This is a genomic window from Pseudochelatococcus lubricantis (genome assembly GCF_042432495.1).
In the GTDB taxonomy this organism is placed as follows: Bacteria; Pseudomonadota; Alphaproteobacteria; order Rhizobiales; family Beijerinckiaceae; genus Pseudochelatococcus; species Pseudochelatococcus lubricantis.
The window spans coordinates 1,092,832-1,115,085 of the sequence record NZ_JBHLXC010000002.1 but is presented as its reverse complement, the minus strand read 5'-3'; the positions used below and the strand labels follow the sequence as shown (position 1 = coordinate 1,115,085).

The 22,254-nt window shown below is 66.9% G+C and carries 20 protein-coding genes and 1 riboswitch; of the genes, 10 read left to right on the top strand and 10 right to left on the bottom strand.

The annotated features are described in order from the left end of the window. Positions 1–169 precede the first annotated feature (169 nt). Entirely contained in the window at positions 170–955 is a 786-nt protein-coding gene (gene lexA / locus ACFFJ7_RS07835; protein WP_166948611.1) for a transcriptional repressor LexA, read from the top strand. A 129-nt stretch (positions 956–1,084) separates the two neighbouring features. Here lexA and ACFFJ7_RS07830 read toward each other — a convergent pair whose 3' ends face one another. Continuing rightward, the gene (locus ACFFJ7_RS07830) at positions 1,085–3,364 is read right to left on the bottom strand and encodes a ComEC/Rec2 family competence protein (protein WP_377591639.1); all 2,280 of its coding nucleotides are present in this window, start codon (positions 3,362–3,364) and stop codon (positions 1,085–1,087) included. A 169-nt stretch (positions 3,365–3,533) separates the two neighbouring features. On the opposite strand from ACFFJ7_RS07830, the gene gltX reads away from it, so the two are divergent. From gltX to ACFFJ7_RS07790, 8 genes are all read left to right on the top strand, one after another. After that, on the top strand, positions 3,534–4,961 hold the full coding sequence (gene gltX, locus ACFFJ7_RS07825) for a glutamate--tRNA ligase (RefSeq protein ID WP_166948607.1): 1,428 nt from the start codon (positions 3,534–3,536) through the stop codon (positions 4,959–4,961). 324 nt (positions 4,962–5,285) lie between these two features. Continuing rightward, positions 5,286–6,575 carry a citrate synthase gene (gene gltA / locus ACFFJ7_RS07820; RefSeq protein WP_166948605.1) on the top strand — a complete coding sequence of 430 codons (1,290 nt, stop codon included), beginning with the start codon at positions 5,286–5,288 and terminating at the stop codon, positions 6,573–6,575. A 642-nt stretch (positions 6,576–7,217) separates the two neighbouring features. Beyond that, entirely contained in the window at positions 7,218–8,135 is a 918-nt protein-coding gene (locus ACFFJ7_RS07815; RefSeq protein ID WP_377591636.1) for an ABC transporter permease subunit, read from the top strand. Positions 8,136–8,151: 16 nt separating this feature from the next. Next, the gene (gene livM / locus ACFFJ7_RS07810; RefSeq protein ID WP_377591634.1) at positions 8,152–9,570 is read left to right on the top strand and encodes a high-affinity branched-chain amino acid ABC transporter permease LivM; all 1,419 of its coding nucleotides are present in this window, start codon (positions 8,152–8,154) and stop codon (positions 9,568–9,570) included. Continuing rightward, complete coding sequence (locus ACFFJ7_RS07805; RefSeq protein WP_166948599.1) at positions 9,570–10,412, top strand: ABC transporter ATP-binding protein; 843 nt, start codon at positions 9,570–9,572, stop codon at positions 10,410–10,412. The genes livM and ACFFJ7_RS07805 overlap by 1 nt, the downstream gene beginning before the upstream one ends. After that, on the top strand, positions 10,409–11,158 hold the full coding sequence (locus ACFFJ7_RS07800) for an ABC transporter ATP-binding protein (protein WP_166948597.1): 750 nt from the start codon (positions 10,409–10,411) through the stop codon (positions 11,156–11,158). The genes ACFFJ7_RS07805 and ACFFJ7_RS07800 overlap by 4 nt, the downstream gene beginning before the upstream one ends. A 2-nt stretch (positions 11,159–11,160) precedes the next feature. Then, positions 11,161–11,514 carry a DUF6867 family protein gene (locus ACFFJ7_RS07795; RefSeq protein WP_166948595.1) on the top strand — a complete coding sequence of 118 codons (354 nt, stop codon included), beginning with the start codon at positions 11,161–11,163 and terminating at the stop codon, positions 11,512–11,514. Between the two features lie 44 nt (positions 11,515–11,558). Next, positions 11,559–12,683, top strand: coding sequence for a branched-chain amino acid ABC transporter substrate-binding protein (locus ACFFJ7_RS07790; protein WP_166948593.1), 1,125 nt, complete (start codon positions 11,559–11,561; stop codon positions 12,681–12,683). A gap of 108 nt (positions 12,684–12,791) precedes the next feature. Here ACFFJ7_RS07790 and ACFFJ7_RS07785 read toward each other — a convergent pair whose 3' ends face one another. After that, entirely contained in the window at positions 12,792–13,520 is a 729-nt protein-coding gene (locus ACFFJ7_RS07785) for a cytochrome c biogenesis CcdA family protein (protein WP_377591630.1), read from the bottom strand. Positions 13,521–13,622: 102 nt separating this feature from the next. On the opposite strand from ACFFJ7_RS07785, the gene ACFFJ7_RS07780 reads away from it, so the two are divergent. After that, positions 13,623–14,651, top strand: coding sequence for a P1 family peptidase (locus ACFFJ7_RS07780; protein WP_166948589.1), 1,029 nt, complete (start codon positions 13,623–13,625; stop codon positions 14,649–14,651). Here the strand turns inward: ACFFJ7_RS07780 and ACFFJ7_RS07775 are convergent. The 8 genes from ACFFJ7_RS07775 to ACFFJ7_RS07740 form a co-directional block, all read right to left on the bottom strand. Further along, entirely contained in the window at positions 14,632–15,264 is a 633-nt protein-coding gene (locus tag ACFFJ7_RS07775; protein ID WP_166948587.1) for a thiamine phosphate synthase, read from the bottom strand. The two genes, ACFFJ7_RS07780 and ACFFJ7_RS07775, sit on opposite strands and share 20 nt — an antisense overlap. Continuing rightward, complete coding sequence (locus ACFFJ7_RS07770; protein WP_377591628.1) at positions 15,261–16,046, bottom strand: thiazole synthase; 786 nt, start codon at positions 16,044–16,046, stop codon at positions 15,261–15,263. Before ACFFJ7_RS07770 ends, ACFFJ7_RS07775 begins: the two co-directional genes overlap by 4 nt. Before the next feature lie 4 nt (positions 16,047–16,050). After that, positions 16,051–16,263 carry a sulfur carrier protein ThiS gene (gene thiS, locus ACFFJ7_RS07765; protein ID WP_166948583.1) on the bottom strand — a complete coding sequence of 71 codons (213 nt, stop codon included), beginning with the start codon at positions 16,261–16,263 and terminating at the stop codon, positions 16,051–16,053. Positions 16,264–16,292: 29 nt separating this feature from the next. Beyond that, positions 16,293–17,429, bottom strand: a complete 1,137-nt coding sequence (thiO, locus tag ACFFJ7_RS07760) for a glycine oxidase ThiO (RefSeq protein WP_377591625.1) — start codon at positions 17,427–17,429, stop codon at positions 16,293–16,295. Then, a riboswitch (TPP riboswitch) is annotated at positions 17,419–17,517 on the bottom strand. (Overlaps the previous gene by 11 nt.) Before the next feature lie 70 nt (positions 17,518–17,587). Then, the gene (gene scpB / locus ACFFJ7_RS07755; RefSeq protein WP_377591623.1) at positions 17,588–18,223 is read right to left on the bottom strand and encodes an SMC-Scp complex subunit ScpB; all 636 of its coding nucleotides are present in this window, start codon (positions 18,221–18,223) and stop codon (positions 17,588–17,590) included. Continuing rightward, on the bottom strand, positions 18,220–19,029 hold the full coding sequence (locus tag ACFFJ7_RS07750) for a segregation and condensation protein A (RefSeq protein WP_166948976.1): 810 nt from the start codon (positions 19,027–19,029) through the stop codon (positions 18,220–18,222). Before ACFFJ7_RS07750 ends, scpB begins: the two co-directional genes overlap by 4 nt. Before the next feature lie 138 nt (positions 19,030–19,167). Next, positions 19,168–20,250, bottom strand: a complete 1,083-nt coding sequence (gene nagZ / locus ACFFJ7_RS07745) for a beta-N-acetylhexosaminidase (protein ID WP_377591621.1) — start codon at positions 20,248–20,250, stop codon at positions 19,168–19,170. A gap of 134 nt (positions 20,251–20,384) precedes the next feature. Continuing rightward, positions 20,385–22,076 carry an SPOR domain-containing protein gene (locus ACFFJ7_RS07740; RefSeq protein ID WP_377591619.1) on the bottom strand — a complete coding sequence of 564 codons (1,692 nt, stop codon included), beginning with the start codon at positions 22,074–22,076 and terminating at the stop codon, positions 20,385–20,387. Positions 22,077–22,254: the final 178 nt, after the last annotated feature.

Sequence of the window (22,254 nt, the reverse complement as noted above, 5' to 3'; positions counted from 1 at the left end):
CCGCGGGATGCCGAAAAAAGCCGCGCGGCGGAGGCAAGTTTTAACGATCATGCCGAATAGTGACGCTTGCGGAACACATTAAGAACTTGTATAGTGTTCGTGTTTCGTTTCATGGAATCCCGTTCCACGAAATGCCGCAGGGCGCTGATCCGGGAAGGATGTGTAGACCATGTTGACGCGCAAGCAACACGATCTGCTTCGTTTTATTCATGAACGCATGCGGGAATCCGGGGTTCCGCCTTCGTTCGACGAGATGAAAGATGCGCTTGATCTGCGCTCCAAATCGGGCATTCACCGCCTCATCATCGCGCTGGAGGAACGCGGCTTCATCCGACGCCTTCCCAACCGCGCCCGCGCTATCGAGGTGATTCGCCTGCCGGAGGCATTGTCCGCGCCGGTTCCGCGCGGGCGGTTCAGTCCCAGCATCGTCGAGGGCGGCCTCGGCCGGGACGGCGGCGCTGTGCGGGAAAGCGGACGCGAGACTGCGAGCCCGGTACGCGCCAGCGGGAACGTCTTGCGCGCCGCGGGCGAGCGGGTGAGCATCGATTCGGGTGAAGCGACGGCCGGCAACACGACGCAGATCCCCGTGATGGGGCGAATCGCGGCCGGCACGCCGATCAGCGCGATCCAGAACAGCAGCCACACGCTGGCGCTGCCGCCGGAGCTGCTGTCGTCGTCGGGGGAGCACTTCGCCCTTGAGGTGCGCGGCGATTCGATGATCGAGGCCGGCATTCTCGACGGAGACACGGTCATTCTGCGCAAGCAGGATATGGCGGAGACGGGCGATATCATCGTCGCTCTCATCGACGACGAGGAAGCTACCCTGAAGCGCCTGCGCAAACGCGGCTCCTCCATCGCGCTGGAGGCGGCCAATCCTGCCTACGAAACAAGGGTGCTCGGCCCCGACAGGGTGCGCATCCAGGGCAAGCTCGTCAGTCTGGTCCGCCGTTACTGAGGCGTATCGGGCAGCGAACACGCGAGCAGGCGTCTCTTCCGGCGCCATTCTCCGCAAAGCTTTGATTTGGCAAGTCTTTTATTTCAACGATTTAGCTGATCAGATCATTCCACCTGATCGGAGTGTACTCTAGCGTCCTGCGGGCCGGCGCCAGGGCCGCCCTTCCCCGCCGGCCACATTGCTGTCATGCGTGCTTTCCACGATCAGTCCGCCATTGCCGGATGTCAGCGCGATGGCGCCCAACCGTTGCAGGTCTTCGCGATCGATCACATAGGCTGCGGCACAGTCTGGCGGCGTCTGGCGGGGCGTGATCAGCAGGGCGGCGCGCCTGCAATCCTCGGCGAGCGCAGCGGGGTCGCGGGTGAAGGCGACGCTGCGGCCATCGGCGAGCCGGGCGACGCAGCCGAACCTGTCGCAGGCGACGTTGTGTTTGAGCGCGGGATCGTCCGCTCGGCGCCCGTCGCCGTCCGCCTTCAACCACTGCTCGACGACGAAGGCGGAAGGATTGCCGAGGATGACGAATCGACCGCCGGCGCTCCGCACGGCGGCGCCGCGTCCCTCGCGGTCGATGCGAACGTCGGGCCGCGCGGGCGCGGCGGCAAACGCAACACCGACCGCCACCGGCAGAACAGCGAGCCACCGCAGCGGCGTCGACCACAGGCAGGCCCAGAGCATACCGAAGGCGAGCAGCGAAAGGGCGCCGACGCCGAAAGCCGGCACGACGACAACAGCGCCGGGAAAGCCGGCGGCGATCCGCGCGCCCGCCAACACCGGCACGGCAGCGAGGCCGGCGAGATGCCAGAAGGGGCCATCGAGACCGAGCGGATAAAGCGCCACGGCAAGGAAGGAGAACGGCATGACCACGAGTTCGACGATGGGCAGGCCGAAGGCATTGCCCAGGATTCCCCACGGGTTGAAGGTCTGGAAGTGATAGGTGCTGAAGGGCCCGGTCGCGAGCATCGCCACGACTGTGGTCATGACGCTCATCACCGTCATCCGGTAAAGCCGCCCCTGCCGCCCGTCGGCGGAGGACGCACCCGGCGGCCCGCCTTCCCGCAGTGGCAGGGCGTTCGCCGCCGGCTCGGGGTCATCCCACCGCTCGAAGAGCGCGATCAGTGCCGCCACGCCGGCGAACGACATCTGGAAGCTCGGACCGAGCATGGCTTCGGGCTGCAATGTCAGGCACACCAACGCTGCGAGCGCGAGGTTGCGCATGGAAAGCGCCGGCCGATCGGCGAGAATCGCACCCATGACGATCAGCGTGACGCACAAAGCCCGCAGGGTATCGATTCCCGCCCCGGAAAATACGCAATAGCCGCTCGCGCCGACGATACCGATGACGGCGGCGATTTTCCGGATCGGGTAGCCGACCGCAAGGCCGGGAATCAGCGCAAGCGACAGGCGGGTGAGAAAAAAGAGCGTGCCGGCGACGAGCGTCATGTGAAAGCCGCCGATGGAGACGACATGGTAGATGCCGGCGGCGCGCAGCGCCTCGTTGGTCTCGTCGGCGATAAGTCCCCGCTTGCCCGTCACCAGCGCGGCGACGAAGGCCGCCTCCTGCCCTCTCACCCGCGTCTCGTGCGCCGTTTCCGCGCGCTTGGCACGGGTTGCCGGTGCCCGCTCTTGCCCGCCGGCCGTCTCGACGATACGGTCCGTCAACAGGTTGCGCTGCACGTCGATCCACGCCGCAAGCCGCGTAAGCAACGTCGCGTCTGCTGTCGCGGAACCGTTACCTTCGGGAAGCCGCAACGGTCCCGTCGTCGAGCCGACGGCGCCGATACGGCCGAAAAACGCATCCCGCGCGAAGTCGTAACCGCCCGGCCGCGCCGGTCCGGGCGGCGGCACGAGCCGCGCCGTCACCTGAATGCGTGTACCCGCTTCTATCTTGACGCCTTTCCGGAATGTCACGCGCACCCGCGCCGGCCGCTCGTCCGGCCCGAGTCCCGCGAACGAGGACACGTCGATCACCGCGCGCGGCCCTTGCAGGCGCTTCTCCACCGAGCGGACGTAGCCTTCGAGCGGCCCGATGACGATGCGGTCGAGAACGGGCTGCATCACAAGCGCCGTCCGCAGGGAGCCGGCCGAGAAGCCGAGAAAGAGCGCGCCAAGGAAAATGGCCGTCAGGCGGGTACGCCACGAATGGCGCAGCAGGAAAGCAGCCACGGCCGCAGCCGCCGCGAACAGCGGTGCGAGCCAAGGTGCCGGCTCCTGGTCTGCCGAGAAATAGAGAGCGATTCCAAGTCCGTAGACCACCGGCAACCACAGAAACGGCCGACGCCGCCCCGCCTCGGTCCGCAGCCAGTGCAGCAGGATGTCCCGCCAGCGGTCACCGAATCGGCCGATGCCGATTCCCGCCCATCGGGCCGGCCGCGCAGGCAGGACGCTGATCCATCGGCGTTCCCCGCCCATCGATTGCCCGCGCTCCCTACCCCGCAGCCCCAACTCGTGTTACACCGCCTACTATCACCGTTCCGGGCGCTTCGGCCAAGCCCGATCCGCCACATTTGGCACAAATGGATGGCGTATCAGGCCCGGAATGTCCTTTTCATCGTCAACGTTTTCCGGAATATCCGCTGCAATGTCCGCTCCTGTCGTCACGCGCTTTGCCCCTTCCCCCACCGGTTTCCTGCATATCGGCGGCGCACGCACCGCTCTTTTCAACTGGCTGTATGCGAAGCACCACAAAGGAAAGATGCTGCTGCGCATCGAGGACACCGATCGCGAACGCTCGACGGAAGCGGCGGTCGAGGCCATATTCGACGGGCTGCGCTGGCTCGGGCTGGACTGGGATGGCGACGCCATCCGCCAGTTCTCGCGCGCCGGCCGCCACCAGGAAGTGGCCGAGACGCTGCTCGCGCAGGGGAAGGCCTATTATTGCTACGCAACGCCGCAGGAGCTGGAGGCGATGCGCGAGCAGGCACGCGCGGAAGGCCGGCCGATGCGCTATGATGGCCGCTGGCGCGACCGCGGTCCCTCGGAGGCGCCGGCCGACGTTCGTCCGGTGATACGCCTCAAGGCGCCGCAAACCGGCGAGACCGCCATCGACGACCTCGTGCAAGGCCGTGTCTCGTGGCAGAACGAAAATCTCGACGATCTGGTGCTGCTCCGCTCTGACGGCACGCCGACATACATGCTCGCCGTCGTCGTCGACGACCATGACATGAGCGTGACGCACATCATCCGCGGCGACGATCACCTCACCAACGCTGCGCGGCAAAAGCACATCTACGACGCGCTCGGCTGGCCCGTGCCGGCGATGGCGCACATCCCGCTGATTCACGGACCGGACGGGGCGAAGCTGTCGAAGCGCCATGGCGCGCTTGGCGTCGATGCCTACCGCGCCATGGGCTACCTTCCCGGCGCCCTGCGCAATTATCTGGTGCGCCTCGGCTGGAGCCACGGCGATCAGGAAATTTTTTCCACAGAGGAAATGATCGCCGCGTTCAGTCTCGAAAACGTCGGACGCTCCCCGGCGCGGTTCGATTTCGCCAAGCTTGAGAATCTCAACGGTCACTACATGCGCGCGGCGGATGATGCCGAACTCGTCGCTGCCGCCGAGCGCATCCTGCCCGAAGTGGGGCCAGCCCGCGGCCTGCCGGACGCGCTCGACGCGGTGACGCGGGACAAGCTGCTCACGGCCATGCCCGGCCTGAAAGAGCGCGCGAGGACATTGGTTGAACTCATTGAAAGTGCGTATTTTATCTTTGCCGCCCGCCCGCTCGCCCTCGACGACAAGGCCCTCGGCCTGCTCGGAAACGGCGGCCGGGAACGACTGGCGCTGGTCGCCGAGAAACTCGCGGCGGCAGGCGAATGGACGCCGGAGACGACCGAAAACGTGGTACGGGAGACGGCGTCCGAAGCCGGCGTGAAGCTGGGCCAGATCGCGCAGCCGCTGCGCGCGGCGCTCACCGGGCGTGCCACCTCCCCCGGCCTTTTCGACGTTATGGCCGTCCTCGGGCGCGAGGAAAGCCTTGCCAGGATACGCGACCAGCTGGCAGTCGCGTAACCGGCGCCTCCCGCGTTACAACGTTGGAAAAATGAAACCCGCGACGTGTTTCTGAACGGCGCGGCTTTCGGTAGGGAGATTGCCGCACGTCGGGCCGAAACGGATTGCTTCGCCCGGTTCGACACGCGGCCGGCGCCACACGGTCCCGGCGACGGGAGAGGGGCCCGATCTTTCACATGCTTGAACGGCTGCCATGAATGCGCTACGCAAGCATCCGTCTTACCTCGATCGGATCGAAAACCACAGATTGTCGCGGATTTTTCATTATCATTTCAATCCCGGCTGTGCGGCTTTCGCTAGATCACTCAGCAAAGGGATTCATCCATGAGCGTGAAGACGAGCACGTTGACGATCGACGGGAAGGCGATCGAACTGCCGGTTAAAGCTGGATCGATTGGTCCCAGCGTCATCGACATCGCCCCGCTTTACAAGCATACGGGGATGTTCACCTACGATCCCGGGTTCACCTCCACCGCGAGCTGCGAATCGCAGATCACCTATATCGATGGTGACGAGGGTGTGCTGCTGTATCGCGGTTACCCGATCGAGCAGCTCGCCGAACACGGCGACTTCCTCGAAACCTGCTACCTGCTGCTCTACGGCGAACTGCCGACGCTGGCCCAGAAGCAGGACTTCGACTATCGCGTCACGCGCCACACGATGGTGCATGAGCAGATGACCCGGTTCTTCCAGGGCTTCCGCCGCGACGCGCATCCCATGGCGGTGATGGTCGGCTCCGTCGGCGCGCTGTCGGCGTTCTATCACGACTCGACCGACATCTCGGACCCGCAGCAGCGCATGATCGCCTCCATGCGCCTGATCGCCAAGATTCCGACCCTCGCGGCAATGGCCTACAAGTACTCGATCGGCCAGCCGTTCGTGTATCCGAAGAACTCGCTGGACTACACGTCGAACTTCCTGCACATGGCGTTCTCGGTGCCGTGTGAGGAATACGTGCCGAACCCGGTGCTGTCGCGCGCGCTCGACCGTATCTTCATCCTGCATGCCGACCACGAGCAGAACGCCTCGACGTCGACGGTGCGCCTCGCCGGTTCGTCCGGCGCCAATCCTTTCGCCTGCATCGCTGCCGGTGTCGCGTGCCTGTGGGGCCCTGCCCACGGCGGCGCAAACGAGGCGGCGCTCAAGATGCTGGAGGAGATCGGCACAGTCGACCGCATCCCGCACTTCGTCGCAAAGGCCAAGGACAAGAACGATCCGTTCCGTCTCATGGGCTTCGGCCACCGCGTGTACAAGAACTACGACCCGCGCGCCAAGATCATGCAGCGCACCACGCACGAGGTGCTGAGCGAACTCGGCATCAAGGACGATCCGCTGCTGGAGGTCGCACTCGAACTGGAGCGCATCGCGCTGCATGACGAGTACTTCATCGAGAAGAAGCTCTATCCGAACATCGACTTCTACTCCGGCATCACGCTGAAGGCGCTCGGCTTCCCGACCTCGATGTTCACGGTGCTGTTCGCACTCGCGCGCACGGTGGGCTGGATCGCGCAGTGGAAGGAGATGGTCGAGGATCCGTCCCAGAAGATCGGCCGTCCGCGCCAGCTCTATACCGGTTCGCCCCAGCGCGACTACGTGCCGGTCGAGCAGCGCTAGAGCGCGTTCCGATCAGAATTCGCTCAAAATAAGGAATTCAGAAGCTGTCCTGTTTCAACGTAAACGGGACAGCTTCTAACGCATAAAACCGGAAAATGGATACCGTTTTCCGGACAATATGATGCGAAAATAATTGAATAGGGCGGCGACACGATTCTTGGTTTACGCGCGCCGCCCTTGCCTCGCTCATAATATCATGTCGGCATCAGATGGCCGCGGATCTCGAATCCGCGGCCATTTTTTACGCGCCGCGTCATGCGCCATGGCGTGATTCTTCCAACCCGCGGCCAGCCTGTGGCAATTTTGCCCGCATTTTCGCCACATACGATGTGAATTCAGGCACCCGGACCCCTGAGAGGGCTGGACAACATGCCAAAATTCGACTGCTATAGGCTCGGTCGGGACCGCGATGACGGCCAGATTCAAACATGGTTCTGATGGAGTTCGATAGCCGGTCGGAATACCCGGCATCTTGATTGCCAAGACATACTTATTGTCAAGACAGCCTGCTAACCGAGACGGACGGACAGGTTTTCGATCGGCCGCATACCGCGTGAGGCGGCTGGAAGAGATCTGTTTTCCGGTTCGGATTGTCCGGCGGAGCTGATAATCTTCAAAAAATACTCAGGGGGCATCTCATCGATGGAAGTTTTCGTGCAGCAGCTCATTAACGGGCTGACTCTTGGTTCAATTTACGGCCTCATCGCCATCGGCTACACGATGGTATTCGGCATCATCGGCATGGTGAACTTCGCCCATGGCGATGTGTTCATGGTTTCCGCCTTTATAGCGCTGATCTTTTTCCTGCTGCTGACGACGTGGCTCGGGGTCAGTTCCCTCGCGATCGCGCTGCTGATCGTGCTCGTGCTGGCCATGGCGATGACCGCGCTCTGGGGCTGGACGCTGGAACGGCTGGCCTACCGACCGTTGCGCGGCTCGTTCAGGCTGGCGCCCATGATCTCGGCCATCGGTGTCTCGATCTTCCTGTCGAATTTCGTCCAGGTGGCGCAGGGAGCGCGCAACAAGGCAGTGCCCCCGATCATTTCCGACGTGATCGTGCTGTTCGAGCGGGACGGCTATGCGGTCGCGCTGTCCTACAAGCAGATCATCATCATGGCGGTCACCACCGTGCTGCTCACCGCCTTCTGGTTCGTGGTGCGCAAGACGTCGCTCGGCCGGGCGCAGCGCGCTTGCGAACAGGACCGCAAGATGGCGGCGCTGCTCGGCATCGATGTCGACCGCACCATCTCGCTGACCTTCGTGCTGGGCGCGGCGCTCGCGGCGGTGGCGGGCACGATGTACTTCCTTTATTACGGCGTGGTCGGCTTTTCAGACGGCTTCGTGCCGGGCGTGAAGGCGTTCACGGCGGCCGTTCTCGGCGGGATCGGCTCACTGCCGGGTGCCGTGCTCGGCGGGCTGATCATCGGCCTCGTGGAAACGCTGTGGTCCGCCTATTTCTCCATCGAATACAAGGACGTCGCCGCCTTCTCGATCCTTGCCATCGTTCTCGTCTTCATGCCGTCGGGCATTCTCGGCCGGCCTGAAGTCGAGAAAGTTTGACGGCGGGGGGCAGACGATGACCGCTTATCACAACGCTGTTTCTCCTACAGCGACGGCCAGGCCCTCCGCCCTGGTGCAGGCGCTGCGCGAGGGCGCGGTCGCGGCGCTGGTGATGCTGGGGCTGTCGTTCCCGATCCTGCTCTTCCGCACGGATCAGGGCCCGAGCCTGCAGCTCGTCCTCACGCCCCGCGTCGGCCTGGTGGCGACGCTGTGCGCCATCGCCTTCGCCGCGCGCGTGCTGGTCCATCTCAACGCCGTGCGGCGCGAACGGGCGGCTGCGGCACGCGCGGCGAACGCGCGGACCGTCGCGAAGGGGGCTGAAGCCGCGCCGGGCGCCGTCGCGCGCATCATGGGGACGATCGGCGTGCCGCTCTTCCTCGGCATGGCGATCACGTTTCCGCTGCTCGCGAGCCTCGCGGCAGGCAGCCTCAACGGCGCCCGCTACTGGATCGACCTCGGCATCCTGATCCTCACTTATGTGATGCTCGGCTGGGGGCTCAACATCGTCGTGGGCCTCGCCGGCCTTCTCGACCTCGGCTACGTGGCGTTCTACGCGGTGGGGGCCTATACCTACGCCCTGCTGTCGACGACGTTCGGCCTGTCGTTCTGGATCTGCCTGCCGGTGGCGGGCGTGCTCGCGGCGTTCTGGGGCATCATACTCGGCTTTCCCGTGCTGCGGCTGCGGGGGGATTATCTTGCCATCGTGACGCTCGCCTTCGGCGAGATCATCCGGCTGGTGCTGATCAACTGGGTGGAACTCACCAACGGGGGCGCGGGCATTTCGTCCATTCCGCGCGCGACCTTCTTCGGCATCCCCTTCGAGCGCGGCGAGGGCGGCTTCGCGGCAACGTTCGGCCTGCCATTCAACGCCATGCACCGCATCGTGTTCCTTTACTATCTCATCCTGGTGCTGGCGCTGGTCACCAACGCCGTTACCATGCGGCTGCGGCGGCTGCCCATCGGGCGCGCGTGGGAGGCGCTGCGCGAGGACGAGATCGCCTGCCGCTCGCTCGGCATCAACACGCGCAACACGAAACTCACGGCTTTTTCCATCGGTGCGGGCTTCGGCGGGTTCGCGGGCGCGTTCTTCGCCGTGCGGCAGGGCTTCGTCAGCCCGGAGAGCTTCAACTTTCTCGAATCGGCAATCATCCTCTCAGTCGTGGTGCTGGGCGGCATGGGGTCGCAGTTCGGTGTCGCGATCGCGGCCGTCGTGATGGTTGGCGGGCCGGAACTGCTGCGGCATCTGACATTCACAAAGGCGATATTCGGCGCCGATTTCGATCCCAACGACTATCGCCTGCTGATATTCGGTCTTGCGATGGTCGTGATGATGGTATGGCGCCCGAGAGGGCTGATCGCGCACCGCGATCCCTCGATCGTACTGAAGGAGCGCAAGGCGATATCGGGGTCGCTCGTCAAGGAAGGGAACGGATAATGCGTTGGGAGAACGATCCCATTCTCACCGTGGAGCATCTCCGGATGCGCTTCGGCGGACTCGTGGCGGTCAACGATCTGTCCTTCAAGGTCGGCCGCCGGGACGTCACGGCGCTGATCGGCCCCAACGGCGCGGGCAAGACGACCGTCTTCAACTGCATCACGGGCTTCTACAAGCCGAACGAGGGCATGCTGACGCTCCGGCAGACCGACGGCGACGCCCATCTTCTGGAGCGCCTGCCGGGCCATCGCATCGCGCAGGACGCGCGGGTGGCGCGCACGTTCCAGAACATCCGGCTGTTCTCCGGCATGACAGTGCTCGAAAACCTGCTGGTGGCGCAGCACAACACGCTGATGCAGGCATCCGGCTTCACGCTCGCCGGCCTTTTCGGTCTGCCCGGCTTCCGCAACGCGGAGAAGGCGGCGGTCGAGAAGGCGCGCCACTGGCTGGAGAAGATCAACCTGATCGACCGCGCCGACGATCCTGCGGGCGATCTGCCTTACGGCGACCAGCGGCGGCTGGAGATCGCGCGCGCCATGTGCACCGACCCAGTGCTCCTGTGCCTCGACGAACCGGCGGCGGGCCTCAACCCGCGCGAAAGCCAGGAACTCAACACGCTGCTGCTGTCGGTGCGCAATGACCACGACACCGCCGTGCTGCTGATCGAACATGACATGTCAGTTGTGATGCAGATATCCGATCACGTCATCGTGCTCGATTACGGCACCAAGATCGCGGACGGCACGCCGGAGGAAATCCGCAACGATCCGCGCGTCATCGCCGCCTATCTCGGAGTGGATGACGAAGAGGTCGAGCAGATCGAGGCGGAGGTGGGGGCATGAGCGCCGTGATGCAACAGGAATCCGCGAGGGCGCCGCTGCTCTCGATCCGCGGGGTGAAGACCTATTACGGCAACATCATCGCGCTGAAGGGCGTCGATATCGACGTCAACGAGGGCGAAATCGTCACCCTGATCGGGGCGAACGGCGCGGGCAAGTCCACGCTGATGATGACCATCTTCGGCAGCCCCCGCGCGCGCGAGGGCACCATCACCTATGCGGGACGGGACATCACCCGCCTGCCCACCCACGAGATCGCGCGGCTCAACATCGCGCAATCGCCGGAAGGGCGGCGGATATTTCCGCGCATGACGGTGTACGAGAACCTGCAGATGGGCGCGGCCATCAACCAGTTCGCCCATTTCGACGCCGATCTGGAGCGGGTCACCGTGATGTTCCCGCGTCTGAAGGAGCGCCTGCACCAGCGCGGCGGAACGCTCTCGGGCGGCGAGCAGCAGATGCTGGCGATCGCCCGCGCGCTGATGAGCCGGCCGAAGCTGCTCCTGCTTGACGAGCCCTCGCTCGGCCTCGCGCCGCTCGTCGTGAAGCAGATTTTCGACGTCATCCGCGAACTGAACCGGAAGGACGGCATGACGGTGTTTCTCGTCGAGCAGAATGCCTATCATGCGCTCAAGCTCGCGCACCGCGCCTATGTGATGGTGACGGGCGCCATCACGCTTTCGGGCAGCGGGCGGGAGTTGCTGGAAAATCCGCAGGTTCAGGCCGCATATCTGGAAGGCGGGAGGTAAACATGCAGGGCATTCTTTACGAAGAATCGTCGGTGTGGCTGTTCCTGTTCGTCACGCTGGTGCTCGGCGGCGGCGCGGCGTGGATGACGGGGCGCGCGCTGGCGGTCACCTGGGCGCCGGTGTGGCAGGGGATCGTCTACTTCCTGCTGCTGGGGGCGGCGGTGCGCTTCATCCATTTTGCGCTGTTTCATGGCACGCTGTTATCGCTACATTACTATCTCGTCGACTCGGTCTTCCTGATCGTCATCGGTCTCGCCGGGTTCCGCTATACGCGCGCACGGCAGATGACGACCCAGTATTCGTGGCTTTACACACGGACGGGTCCTTTCACCTGGCGTGACAGGAACGCGGCGTGACGCTTCACCGTGGTGAATTTTATCGTGAACGGAGGGGTTATGTAATGAAGAAAACGATCGTTGGAACTCTGGCTCTGGGCCTGAGCCTTGCGTTGTCCGGCGCGGCCTTCGCGCAGGTGAAGATCGGCATCGGGGCGCCGCTGACCGGCCCCAACGCCGCTGTCGGCGACCAGTTCCAGAACGGCGTGGAGCAGGCCGTCGCCGATCTCAACGCGGCGGGCGGCATTCTGGGCGAGAAGATCGAGGTGAGCCTCGGCGACGACACGTCCGATCCCAAGCAGGGCGTGTCCGTGGCCAACAAGTTCGCGGGCGAGGGTGTGAAGTTCGTGGTCGGCCACTATAACTCCGGCGTGTCGATCCCGGCGTCGGAAACCTATGAGGAAGCCGGCATCCTCCAGATCTCGCCCGGCTCAACGAACCCCGTCTTCACCGAGCGCGGTCTGTGGAACACCTTCCGCACTTGCGGCCGGGACGACCAGCAGGGCGCTGTCGCGGGCGAATATCTCGCCAAGCACTACAACGGCAAGAACATCGCCGTCGTCCACGACAAGACGCCCTATGGCAAGGGTCTCGCGGACGAGACCGTGAAGGCGCTGCAGGCCAAGGGCCTGAAAGCCGTCGTCTACGAAGGCGTCAACACCGGCGAGAAGGACTACTCCGCCCTCGTCTCCAAGCTGAAGGCGGCCAATGTCGACGTGGTGTACTTCGGCGGCCTCTACACGGAAGCGGGCCTGATCACCCGCCAGATGCGCGACCAGGGCCTTTCCGCGCCCCTGATGGGCGGCGACGGCATCGCATCATCTGAGTACGCGGCCATCGCCGGTCCCGGCGCGGCAGGCACGCTGATGACCTTCAGCCCCGATCCGCGCAAGAACCCGGCCGCGCAGCAGGTGGTCGAGAAGTTCAAGGCCAAGAACTTCGATCCCGAGACCTACACGCTCTACAGCTATGCCGCCGTGCAGGTGCTGGCGCAGGCCGCCGAGGAAGCGAAGTCGCTCGATCCGGAGAAGGTTGCAGAGACCATTCGTTCCGGCAAGGCCTTCAAGACCGTGATCGGCGATCTGTCGTTCAACGAAAAGGGCGATATCACCCGTCCGGACTACATCGTCTACGAATGGCGCAAGACGGCTGACGGCAACGTCGGCTACTCGGGCAACGAGGTCGAATGACCGTCGGCTACCCCCGACATTCAGAAACCCCGGCGGGCAATCGCCGGGGTTTTTCGTGGAAAGGCCGCCGGATGGCTGAGAAAACAGCCATCACGCCCCTGCCTGCCGCTATCCGATCTGCCCGAGCGCCGGAAACGTCTCCAGCAGCCAGAACGAGAACTGGTTGATGCTCCCGGTGAGAAAGGCGATGCCGGTGAGCACCAGCAGGCCGCCCATCACCTTCTCGACAAGGGCGAAGCGGGTACGCATGCGCCGGATGAACGACACCAGCGGCTTCATGACGAAGGCGGTGGCGATGAAGGGAATACCGAGGCCCAGCGAATAGACGGCGAGCAGGCTCGCCCCGCGTCCCACGCTGTCCCCCGACCCCGCGACCGCGAGAATGGCGGCGAGGATCGGGCCGATGCACGGCGTCCAGCCGAAGGCGAAGGCCAGCCCCATGACGTAGGCGCCCCAAAGCCCGGCGGGCTTGTCCAATTGCATGCGCGCCTCGCGATAGAGGAAGCCGAGGCGGAAGACGCCGAGGAAATGCAGCCCCATGATAATAATGACGATGCCGGCCAGCATGCCGAGCACGTCGAGATACTGCCGCACGACCTGCCCCAGCGCGGAGGCGGTCGCTCCGAGCAGGACGAAGACGGTCGAGAAGCCGGCCACGAACAGCAGCGAGGCGAAGAAGGCCCGCCGCGTCACGCCCGCGTCGTGGCGTTTGGTCAGACTGTCAAGCGTCGTTCCGGTGAGGAACGTGACATAGGGGGGCACCAGCGGCAGGACGCAGGGGCTCAGGAAGCTCAGGAGGCCGGCGAGAGCGGCCGCTGGATAAGTGACGTCGATCATGCAAGGGCTTGTATCCGCGAGGCCCCGTCCGCGGCAATATGGCATGAACGCGCATGGGCCGATATAGCGGCAATTTGATCGGCGAAAGTTCCGGAGGGCAGCATGGCGGATGAAACGCACAATCTGATCACCGATGTTCCGGGCCTGTGCGTCGGGCATGCGCACGATGCCGGCGCTGCCACCGGCGTCACGGTAGTGGTGTTCGACGAAGCGGCCGTCGCCTCGCTCGCCATTCTGGGCGGCGGGCCGGGCGTGCGCGACACCGCCCTGCTCGAACCGGAAATGACGGCGCAGGCCGTCGACGCGCTGGTGCTTTCGGGCGGTTCCGCCTTCGGGCTCGATGCGGCCGGCGGCGCCATGAGCGCGCTGGCGCGCCACGGGCGCGGCTATGCGGTGGGAAGCGTGCGGGTGCCGCTGGTGCCGCAGGCTGTGATATTCGACCTCCTCAACGGCGGCAACAAGCCCTGGGCCTCGGGCGTCGGGGCGCCGCCGCACCGCGAACTCGCCGAGCAGGCGGTCGAGGATGCACTCGCGTCCAGCGGGGTCTTCGTGCTCGGCACAATCGGCGCGGGCTATGGCGCCACGACGGTGAACCTCAAAGGCGGCATCGGCTCCGCCAGTGCACGCACCACGGAGGGCCACAGTGTCGGCGCCATCGTGGCCGTGAACGCGGTGGGGTCGGGCGTAATCGGCGGCGGCCCGCACTTCTGGGCCGCGCCGTACGAGCAGAACGCGGAATTCGGCGGGTTCGGCCTGCCGCCCTCCATTCCGCCGGAAGCGCTTGTGCCGCGTTTCAAGGGCGGGCCGGGCGAGAATACGACGATTGCCATCATCGCCACCGACGCGGCGCTGACCAAGGCGCAGGCAAAGCGTCTGGCGCTCGCTGCTCACGACGGCATGGCACGGGCGTTGCGCCCCTCCCACGCGCTGCTTGACGGCGACACCGTCTTCGCCGCCTCGACGGGCAGACGGCCGCTCGGCCCGTCGCCCTATGAACTGTCGGCGCTCGGAGTTGCCGCTGGCGATTGCCTGGCGCGGGCGATTGCACGCGGCATCTTCGAGGCGACGGCCCTGCCCTTCCCCGGCGCGCAGTTGGCCTGGCGGGACAGGTTCAGCCCAACGCCGCGATAAGCGCGCGCACCTCCGCCGCAGGATCGGCCGCGCGCATCACGCCGCCCATGACAGCGACGCCGGCAGCGCCCGCCGCGAGACAGACAGGAGCGGAATTCGCATCGATGCCGCCGATGGCGATCACCGGCACGCGCGCCGCCTGCACGATGACCGCGAGACCCGTCGCGCCAAGCCACGGCCCATAACCCGGCTTGCTGGCAGTGGCGAAGGCCGGACCGGCGATAATGTAGTCGAGGTGGGCGGGATCGGCGTCGCGCGCCTGCTCCGGCGTGTGCACGGACTGGCCGATGAGCGCATCCTCGCCGAGCACGGCCCTCGCCGCCGCCGCGTTGGCGGCCTCCGGCAGATGGACGCCATCGACCCCCGCCCGCAACGCAATCTCCGCCGCGCCGTGAACGGTGACGCGCCCCCCGACGGCGGCGGCGCGCCGCTTGAGGTCGCGTGCGAGTTCCACCTGCGCGTCGGCGTCCAGATCCTTCTCGCGCAGGCTGATCCAGCGGCAGCCACCCGCGAAGGCCGTGTCCGCCAGCGGCCCCAGCCCGCCCGCGCCGCCCGCAAGCTGACGCCTGTCGGTGACGATGAGGACGGACGGCGCTGGAAGCCGCCGGTTCACGATTCGATCAGGCCGAGCTGCGGGCTCGATGCCTCCGCGTTGCGGCGCCGGGGAATCCGCCCGGCGAGATGCGCCAGCCTGCCGCCGGCCACCGCGTGCCGCATCGCCATGGCCATGCGCACGGGATCGTTGGCCTTGGACACCGCCGTGTTCAGCAGCACCGCCGAGCAGCCGAGTTCCATGGCGAGCGCGGCGTCGGAGGCCGTGCCGATGCCGGCGTCCAGCACCACCGGCACGGCGCTCCGCGCGCAGATCATCTCGATCATGTGCGGGTTGGAGATGCCGAGGCCCGATCCGATCGGCGAGCCGAGCGGCATCACGGCGGCCGCGCCCGCGTCCGCCAGCTTCCTGCAGGCGATGGGGTCGTCCGTGCAATAGGGCAGCACCACGAAGCCCTTGTCGACGAGTTCGGCGGTGGCGCGCAGCAGTTCCTCGACGTCCGGATACAGCAGTTCGCGGTCGCCGATTACCTCCACCTTCACCCAGTTGGTGCCAAGCGCCTCGCGCGCGAGTTCCGCCGTCAGCACGGCATCGCGCGCAGTCTGGCAACCCGCCGTGTTGGGCAGGAAATGCACCGCGCCGGCGAGCACGTCGACGAGGCTCTCGGCCGCACCTGTCAGGTCGATGCGGCGGATGGAGGCCGTGGTCATCTCGGTGCCGCTTGCCTTCACCGCGTCCAGCATCGCCTTCTGGTTGGGATAGCCCGCCGTGCCGAGGAACAGGCGCGATGTGAACGTGCGCCCGGCGATAACCAGCGGGTCGTCGTGAATGTCCGTTGCCATGATATCAGCCGCCCTGCCTTGCCTGCACGATCTCGATGCGGTCGTCGGCGTGCAGCGCCGTCAGCATCCACCTGTCGCGCGGCAGCACCGCGCCGTTCAGCGCCACCGCCACGCCGCGCGTGTCGAGGCCGATGTCGTGCCGGGCGAGAAGCGCCGCCAGCGTCGCGTCGCCGACCTGCTCGCTTCTGCCGTTTACACGCACCTGAATTTCACTCATTTTCCCGATCCCGGTTCGATCTTTTCAGCTTATGCCGCATGGGCATGAAAACGTTCCAGCGCGAAGGGCGCCGCCAGCGGATCGTGCTCGCCGTCCAGAATGAAGCGCGAGACGATGTCGGCCGTCACCGGCGTGAGCAGGATGCCGTTGCGGTGATGGCCCGTGGCGTAGACGAGGCCCGCGACCGGCCCTGGCCCCAGGATGGGCGCGTCGTCGCGGCTGCCGGGCCGGAAGCCCGCCCACGTCTCGATCAGCGGCAGTTCCTCGATGCCGGGCAGCGCGCGCCAGGCGTTCTGCAGCAGCGAGAGGATGCCGCCCGCCGTCAGCCTGTCGTCGAAGCCACGCTCCTCCGCCGTCGCGCCGACGATGAGCCGCCCGTCGATACGGGGCACGAGGTAGACGCCGGATGCCCAGACCACGTGGCGAATCAGCGGGTTACCTGCATCCATGCCAACCGCCAGCATCTGCCCCTTGATGGGCCGCACGGGCGGGCGAATGTCCGGCGTGAGTCCGCCGATACTGCGCGACCATGCGCCCGCCGCGAGCACGACGGTGGATGCCGCGTGGCGCTCGCCGCCGACTTCGACACCCGCCGCGCGGCCGTTTTCGATGACGATGCGCTCCACCGCCGCATCCTCGCGCAGGTCCACGCCGGCGCCGATTGCCGCGGCACGCAGGGCAGCGGCGAGTTTGCGGTTGTCGACCTGATGGTCCTCCGGGCTCCAGACCGCGCCGCTGGTGCTCGCCAGCAGCGGCTCTCGCGCGCGCACCTCGCCAGCCGGCAGCCATTCAACGGGCAGGCCGGCCTTTTCCTGCAGCGCGAAGTGGTGGCGAAGCCGCGCTTGCTCGTCGGCATTGAGCGCCACATGCAGCGTGCCCTCGCCGCGAAGACCGACCGACAGGCCGGTCGCGGTTTCGAGTTCGGCGGCGAAGCCCGGCCACAGGCGCTGGCTCTCGCGGTTGAGGGGCAGAAGCCAATCCTCGCCCGGCTCAAGCTCGGTGCAGGCGGCGAGCATGCCCGCCGCCGCATGGCTCGCGCCGCTGCCGGCCTTGCCCTTGTCGAAAACGGTGACGTGCGCCCCACGGCCGGCCAGTCGCCACGCGACCGACAGCCCGATGACACCGGCACCGACAATAATAATGGAGTCAGACGACTGCGTAACCAACGGCGCCTCCCTACGCTGGAATGACCCAGACAGGTTCGATGGGTATTATCTCAGCCGCGCCCGATGCGCGGCACCCCAGTGCCTATGGTTGGAACATCGTATCTTTTGCCGACTTTGGCAAGTGGAATCGCGCAAGAAGCAGGGTGCGGCGAGGAGCCTCAGGTCGCCGCGCCGTCCTCAAGCGCATCCTCGTCGTCGCGCAGCGCGTCATCGTCGCTGGGCGACGGCACCGAGAAGCTGCGCGGCAGGCGCCCGTCGAGGAAGCCCGCGCCCCTGAGGTCCTCAAGGCCGGGCAGTTCGTCGATGGAGGCAAGGCCGAAGTGGGAGAGAAATTCCGGCGTGGTGCCGTAGGTCACGGGGCGCCCGGGCGTGCGGCGGCGGCCGCGCAGCCTGATCCAGCCCGTTTCCATCAAGGTGTCGAGCGTGCCGCGCGAGGTGGCGACGCCACGGATTTCCTCGATCTCCGCCCGTGTCACAGGCTGGTGATAGGCAATGATCGCCAGCACCTCAAGCGCCGCGCGGGAAAGCCGGCGTGGCTCTTCCACCTCCCGCACCAGCGAAGGCGCTAGATCGGGCGCAGTGCGGAACGCCCACTTGCCCGCCACCCGCGCGAGAGTGACGCCGCGCCCTGCGTAGTCGGCTTCAAGCCGCGCGAGGATGCGCGCGAGATCGGCATCGCCGGGGATGCGCGCGGCAAGCTCCTCCTCCGCCACGGGTTCGCGCGAGGCGAACAGGATCGCCTCGACCACGCGCAGCGCGCGCGCTTCGGCAGCGCTGTTGCCGTGGTCCGTCATGCCACCTCCCGCACCGTGTCCGGGTCCCCGCTGTGTGGCGCGCCGGCACGCCGGCGCAGCATGAGGGGGGCAAACGGCGCGTCCTGCCGGATGTCGACGTGGCCCTCGCGCACCATCTCCAGCATCGCCGAGAGGGCGGACGCGCGCACCGTGGCGCGCATGGCGGGCGTCGCCATGTAGCTTTCGAGCCATGGGTCGAGCATCGTCCATTCGATCGCCCCGCCGACGAGGCGCTGCAAGGCCTCGCGCGCCTCCGCCAGCGACCACACCGTCCGCTTCTGCAAGGTGACGCGGGCGTTGACCATCCGCTGCCGGTTGTCCGTATAGGCCCGCAGCAGTTCGAACAGGGAAACGTTCCACTTCGCGCGCGGGACGATCGCCATTTCCTCCGGCGCGCCGCGCGCCAGCACATCGCGCCCGAGGCGCGGCCGTCCGGCGAGCTGTTGCGCAGCGCGGCGGATCGCCTCCAGCCGCCGCAGACGCAGCGCCAGCACGGTGGCCAGATCCTCCGCCACCGGCTCCTCCGCCGGCGCGGGCGCGGGCAGAAGCAGGCGGGATTTCAGGAAGGCGAGCCACGCCGCCATCACCAGATAGTCGGCGGCGAGTTCAAGGCGCAACTGGCGGGCGGCCTCGATGAAGGCGAGATACTGCTCCACCAGCGCCAGAATGGATATCTGCGTGAGGTCGACCTTCTGGCGGCGCGCGAGTTCGAGCAGCAGGTCGAGCGGCCCCTCGAAGCCGTCGACATCGACGATCAGCGCGGGCTCCGCCTCGCGCTGCTGCGGCGCGTCGAAATCGTCCGACATGGTATCCGCGCGGGATGCCCCGTCCGCCACTCTTGCCAGTTCCCTTTATCGCAGCAGTTCAGCCATGGCGGCCGGATGCCGCTCCGTCCATCTTGCTTGCACGTGATCTGTCCGAAAAGTGGCAGCCACTCTTCCGGATCATGCGTCGGAGCGCGCGCGCCCTTCCGTCGGATCGCCCTGCGCCGGCGCAACCGCGCTGACGAGAGGATTGGTGCTGGCGGGCCGATTTGCAAGTGCGGCGGCGACCGCGGCCTCGAACCGCAGGCGCTCATCCACAGGATCGAAGGCTTCCGGCGGATGCTCCAGCAGACCGAGCGCCCGCGCGGCGCGGACGGCGGCCTCCCCGGCGAGGTCGGGCGCGGCGGCGGCGAGTTCCCGCATCTCCGGCAGGACGCCGTTGCAATGCAGCGCGATGTCACAACCGGCAGCGAGCGCGGCAACTGCCCGTTCGCCGATGGTTCCCGAGAGCGCGTTCATCGACAGGTCGTCCGTCAGCAACAGGCCGCCGAAGCCGATGTGGCCGCGCACGATACGCTCGATCACGATGGGCGACACGGTCGCCGGCCGGTCCGGGTCGACGGCGGCATAGACGACATGCGCCGTCATGGCGAGCGGCGCGTCGGCGAGCGCGCGGAACGGCACGAAGTCGTGCGCGGCAAGCTCCGCCTCGCTCGCTTCCACGACGGGCAGCGCCCTGTGGCTGTCGGCGTTGCCCCGCCCGTGTCCGGGAATATGCTTGACGACCGGCAGCACGCCGCCGGCGAGATATCCCGCCATCGCCGCACGACCCAGCGCTGCGACGCGCTGCGGTTCCGTGGCATAGGCGCGGTCGCCGATCACGTCGTTCGCGCCCGCGACGGGCACGTCGAGCACGGGCGCGCAATTGGCGGTGATGCCGACGGCACGCAGATCCGCCGCGATCAGGCGCGCGCCGAGACGAGCGAACTCGCTCTCCATCAGGCCATAGACCGCGCCCGGCGGATAGGACGGCCAGTGCGGCGCGCCGAGGCGCTGGACACGTCCGCCTTCCTGATCGACGAAAACCGGCGCCTCAGGTCGGCCGACGCTCTCGCGCAGCGCCGCCGTCAGCGCCCGCACCTGATCGGGAGAGACCACATTGCGCCTGAAAAGGATGAACCCCCAGGGATCGGCGCTGCGGAAAAGCGCGCGTTCCTCATCCGTCAGCGTGGGGCCAGCACAGCCCAGAACCAGCGCTTTCATGCAACCAAACCCGTATCCATCGCCAGCGTATCGCCGCTATCTGCTGCCCGGCCTCTGGCCGGACATGCGGAAGCGTCCGCCGGTCCGTCAGACCGGCAAACGCCCCGCGTTTTCCTCATCGCGGCCTTCACGCCTCAGTTGCGCGCCACGAAGCACTGACCGCCCGAGGCCTGGATGCGTACGCACAGCGCCGTCGCGGCATCGCGCGTGGGGAAGGAACCGACCCGCAGGCGGTAGATGGTGCGTCCGCCAGCCTGCGCGCGCACGATATTGGGCGAGTAGCCGGAGAGTTCCCCGTGGCGACGCTGCAGGGAGGCGAACAGGTTGCGCGCCTCGCCCTCGCTGCCGGGGGCCGCGAGTTGCACCGTGAAGTTGCCGCCGGCCGCCGTGGGCGAGACGGGCTGCGGCGCGGCAGGCGCCGGCGCGGCCGCGACCTGCTGGTTGGGGCGGCCGGCCTGCGGGCTGATCTGCAGCGGCGCGATCTGCATGGGCGCGCGCGTCGCCGGACGGTTGACGCCGGCCGGACGCGGAACGGGCGCCGCCGCAGGCGTTGCAGCGGCGGGCTCCGCGACGGCAGGCGCGGTCACGGCGGGCGTTGCCGGCGACGAGGTTTCCGGCGTTGCCGTGGCGAGCTGCTCGATGGTGGGCGCGGCGGGCGCCGGCGCCGTGGGTGTTGCCCGCCCGTTCGACGGCAGGATGCTGCCGTCGGGGCGCACGGACACGGTGCGCACGCGCTTCGGCTCGCCGAGCGCGACCATGGCCGGGCTCGTGGGCTCCGGTGCCTCGGGCAGCGTCACGTCCGCCGCGGCGCCGGGCGGCGTCGTGGTCGTGGTTTCGCCCGCCTGCGGCATGGCCTGGCCCTGCTGGCCCAGCACCTGATTGATGTCGACGGGCTGCTCGCGATTGTCGACCACCACCGAGCCCTCGCCGGTCGGCGCCTGGTTGGTGTGCTCGTATATCGCCTTGTTTGTATTGGGTATTTCCGCACCGCCGGGGGTTTCGGGCTCAACCTTCACCGGCTGGCCGTCAGCGGTGATGACAGGCGGCTCGCCGCTGGCGCTCTCTCCGCTGCCGCCCCTGAACATCAGCGTACCCGCCAGCGCCACGGCGCCGAGACCGAGCGCGACGGCCGCGATGACGAGGCCGCGGCGACGGCGCGGCGCCGGCTCCGCATAGCCCACATCGGCATAGCCGTCTTCGTAACCGTCATCCGCTGCCTGCTGGCGGCCGTCATCGGCGTAAACGCCGTAACCGTCCTGCTGCGCGCCATAGCCATTTTGCGCGGGGGCGGCCTGCGTGCCGTAACCGTCCCATTCCCGCTCGTCGGGGCCGGGCGCGTTGCCGGAGGCGGCAAGCTGGTACGCATCCTGTGCGTAATAGTCGTCGGCGGAAGGCCGGGGCGTGCCGGACGCGCCTTCCAGTTCGCGGCTGAATTCCTGTGCGTAGACATCCGGCGCCGGCTCCTTCGCCACCGGAACCGCCGGGCTGCGCAGCCACTCGGGCATGGGCTGCGAAGGATTCGGCTGCGAAGGATTGGGTTGCGCCAGCTGTTCCTGCGGCTGTGCCTGCACGCCAGGCTGGGCCGGGCGCGGGCTGAGATGGGCGAAGGCACGTTCGATCTCGTTCACCCAGTCGGGCTGCGGGCCCCCGGCGGCTGGCGCGGGTGAAGGCGCCGGAGGCTCTACCGGCCGTACGGGCGCGGGCCCCCTGGACTGGGGAAGCCCCTGCCCGACGAGGCGCGCGAGTTCCGCAAGCGGATCCTCGCCGCGTGGCGCCGGAGCGGGCGTGCGCCAGTTCTGCTCTTCAAGACCGTCTCTGTCACGCATGACGTGGGCTCTGCTGTTGTTACTCATGGGTGCAGTGATCCTTCAGGCAAGCCTGGATTCATGCCAGGCGGGAGGCCGACCGAAACACCGACGGGGCCAATCCGGTCCAGGCCAGTCCACCACCACATTCACGCCAACCGTCGAACAGCCACCCTCTCACGAAGAACGCCGTGTCCGC

Excerpts from the sequence above, each read along its gene's own strand:
- lexA (WP_166948611.1), top strand. The coding sequence starts at position 170 with ATGTTGACGCGCAAGCAACACGATCTGCTTCGTTTTATTCATGAACGC.
- ACFFJ7_RS07830 (WP_377591639.1), bottom strand. The coding sequence starts at position 3,364 with ATGGGCGGGGAACGCCGATGGATCAGCGTCCTGCCTGCGCGGCCGGCC.
- gltX (WP_166948607.1), top strand. The coding sequence starts at position 3,534 with ATGTCCGCTCCTGTCGTCACGCGCTTTGCCCCTTCCCCCACCGGTTTC.
- gltA (WP_166948605.1), top strand. The coding sequence starts at position 5,286 with ATGAGCGTGAAGACGAGCACGTTGACGATCGACGGGAAGGCGATCGAA.
- ACFFJ7_RS07815 (WP_377591636.1), top strand. The coding sequence starts at position 7,218 with ATGGAAGTTTTCGTGCAGCAGCTCATTAACGGGCTGACTCTTGGTTCA.
- livM (WP_377591634.1), top strand. The coding sequence starts at position 8,152 with ATGACCGCTTATCACAACGCTGTTTCTCCTACAGCGACGGCCAGGCCC.
- ACFFJ7_RS07805 (WP_166948599.1), top strand. The coding sequence starts at position 9,570 with ATGCGTTGGGAGAACGATCCCATTCTCACCGTGGAGCATCTCCGGATG.
- ACFFJ7_RS07800 (WP_166948597.1), top strand. The coding sequence starts at position 10,409 with ATGAGCGCCGTGATGCAACAGGAATCCGCGAGGGCGCCGCTGCTCTCG.
- ACFFJ7_RS07795 (WP_166948595.1), top strand. The coding sequence starts at position 11,161 with ATGCAGGGCATTCTTTACGAAGAATCGTCGGTGTGGCTGTTCCTGTTC.
- ACFFJ7_RS07790 (WP_166948593.1), top strand. The coding sequence starts at position 11,559 with ATGAAGAAAACGATCGTTGGAACTCTGGCTCTGGGCCTGAGCCTTGCG.
- ACFFJ7_RS07785 (WP_377591630.1), bottom strand. The coding sequence starts at position 13,520 with ATGATCGACGTCACTTATCCAGCGGCCGCTCTCGCCGGCCTCCTGAGC.
- ACFFJ7_RS07780 (WP_166948589.1), top strand. The coding sequence starts at position 13,623 with ATGGCGGATGAAACGCACAATCTGATCACCGATGTTCCGGGCCTGTGC.
- ACFFJ7_RS07770 (WP_377591628.1), bottom strand. The coding sequence starts at position 16,046 with ATGGCAACGGACATTCACGACGACCCGCTGGTTATCGCCGGGCGCACG.
- thiS (WP_166948583.1), bottom strand. The coding sequence starts at position 16,263 with ATGAGTGAAATTCAGGTGCGTGTAAACGGCAGAAGCGAGCAGGTCGGC.
- scpB (WP_377591623.1), bottom strand. The coding sequence starts at position 18,223 with ATGACGGACCACGGCAACAGCGCTGCCGAAGCGCGCGCGCTGCGCGTG.
- ACFFJ7_RS07750 (WP_166948976.1), bottom strand. The coding sequence starts at position 19,029 with ATGTCGGACGATTTCGACGCGCCGCAGCAGCGCGAGGCGGAGCCCGCG.
- nagZ (WP_377591621.1), bottom strand. The coding sequence starts at position 20,250 with ATGAAAGCGCTGGTTCTGGGCTGTGCTGGCCCCACGCTGACGGATGAG.
- ACFFJ7_RS07740 (WP_377591619.1), bottom strand. The coding sequence starts at position 22,076 with ATGCGTGACAGAGACGGTCTTGAAGAGCAGAACTGGCGCACGCCCGCT.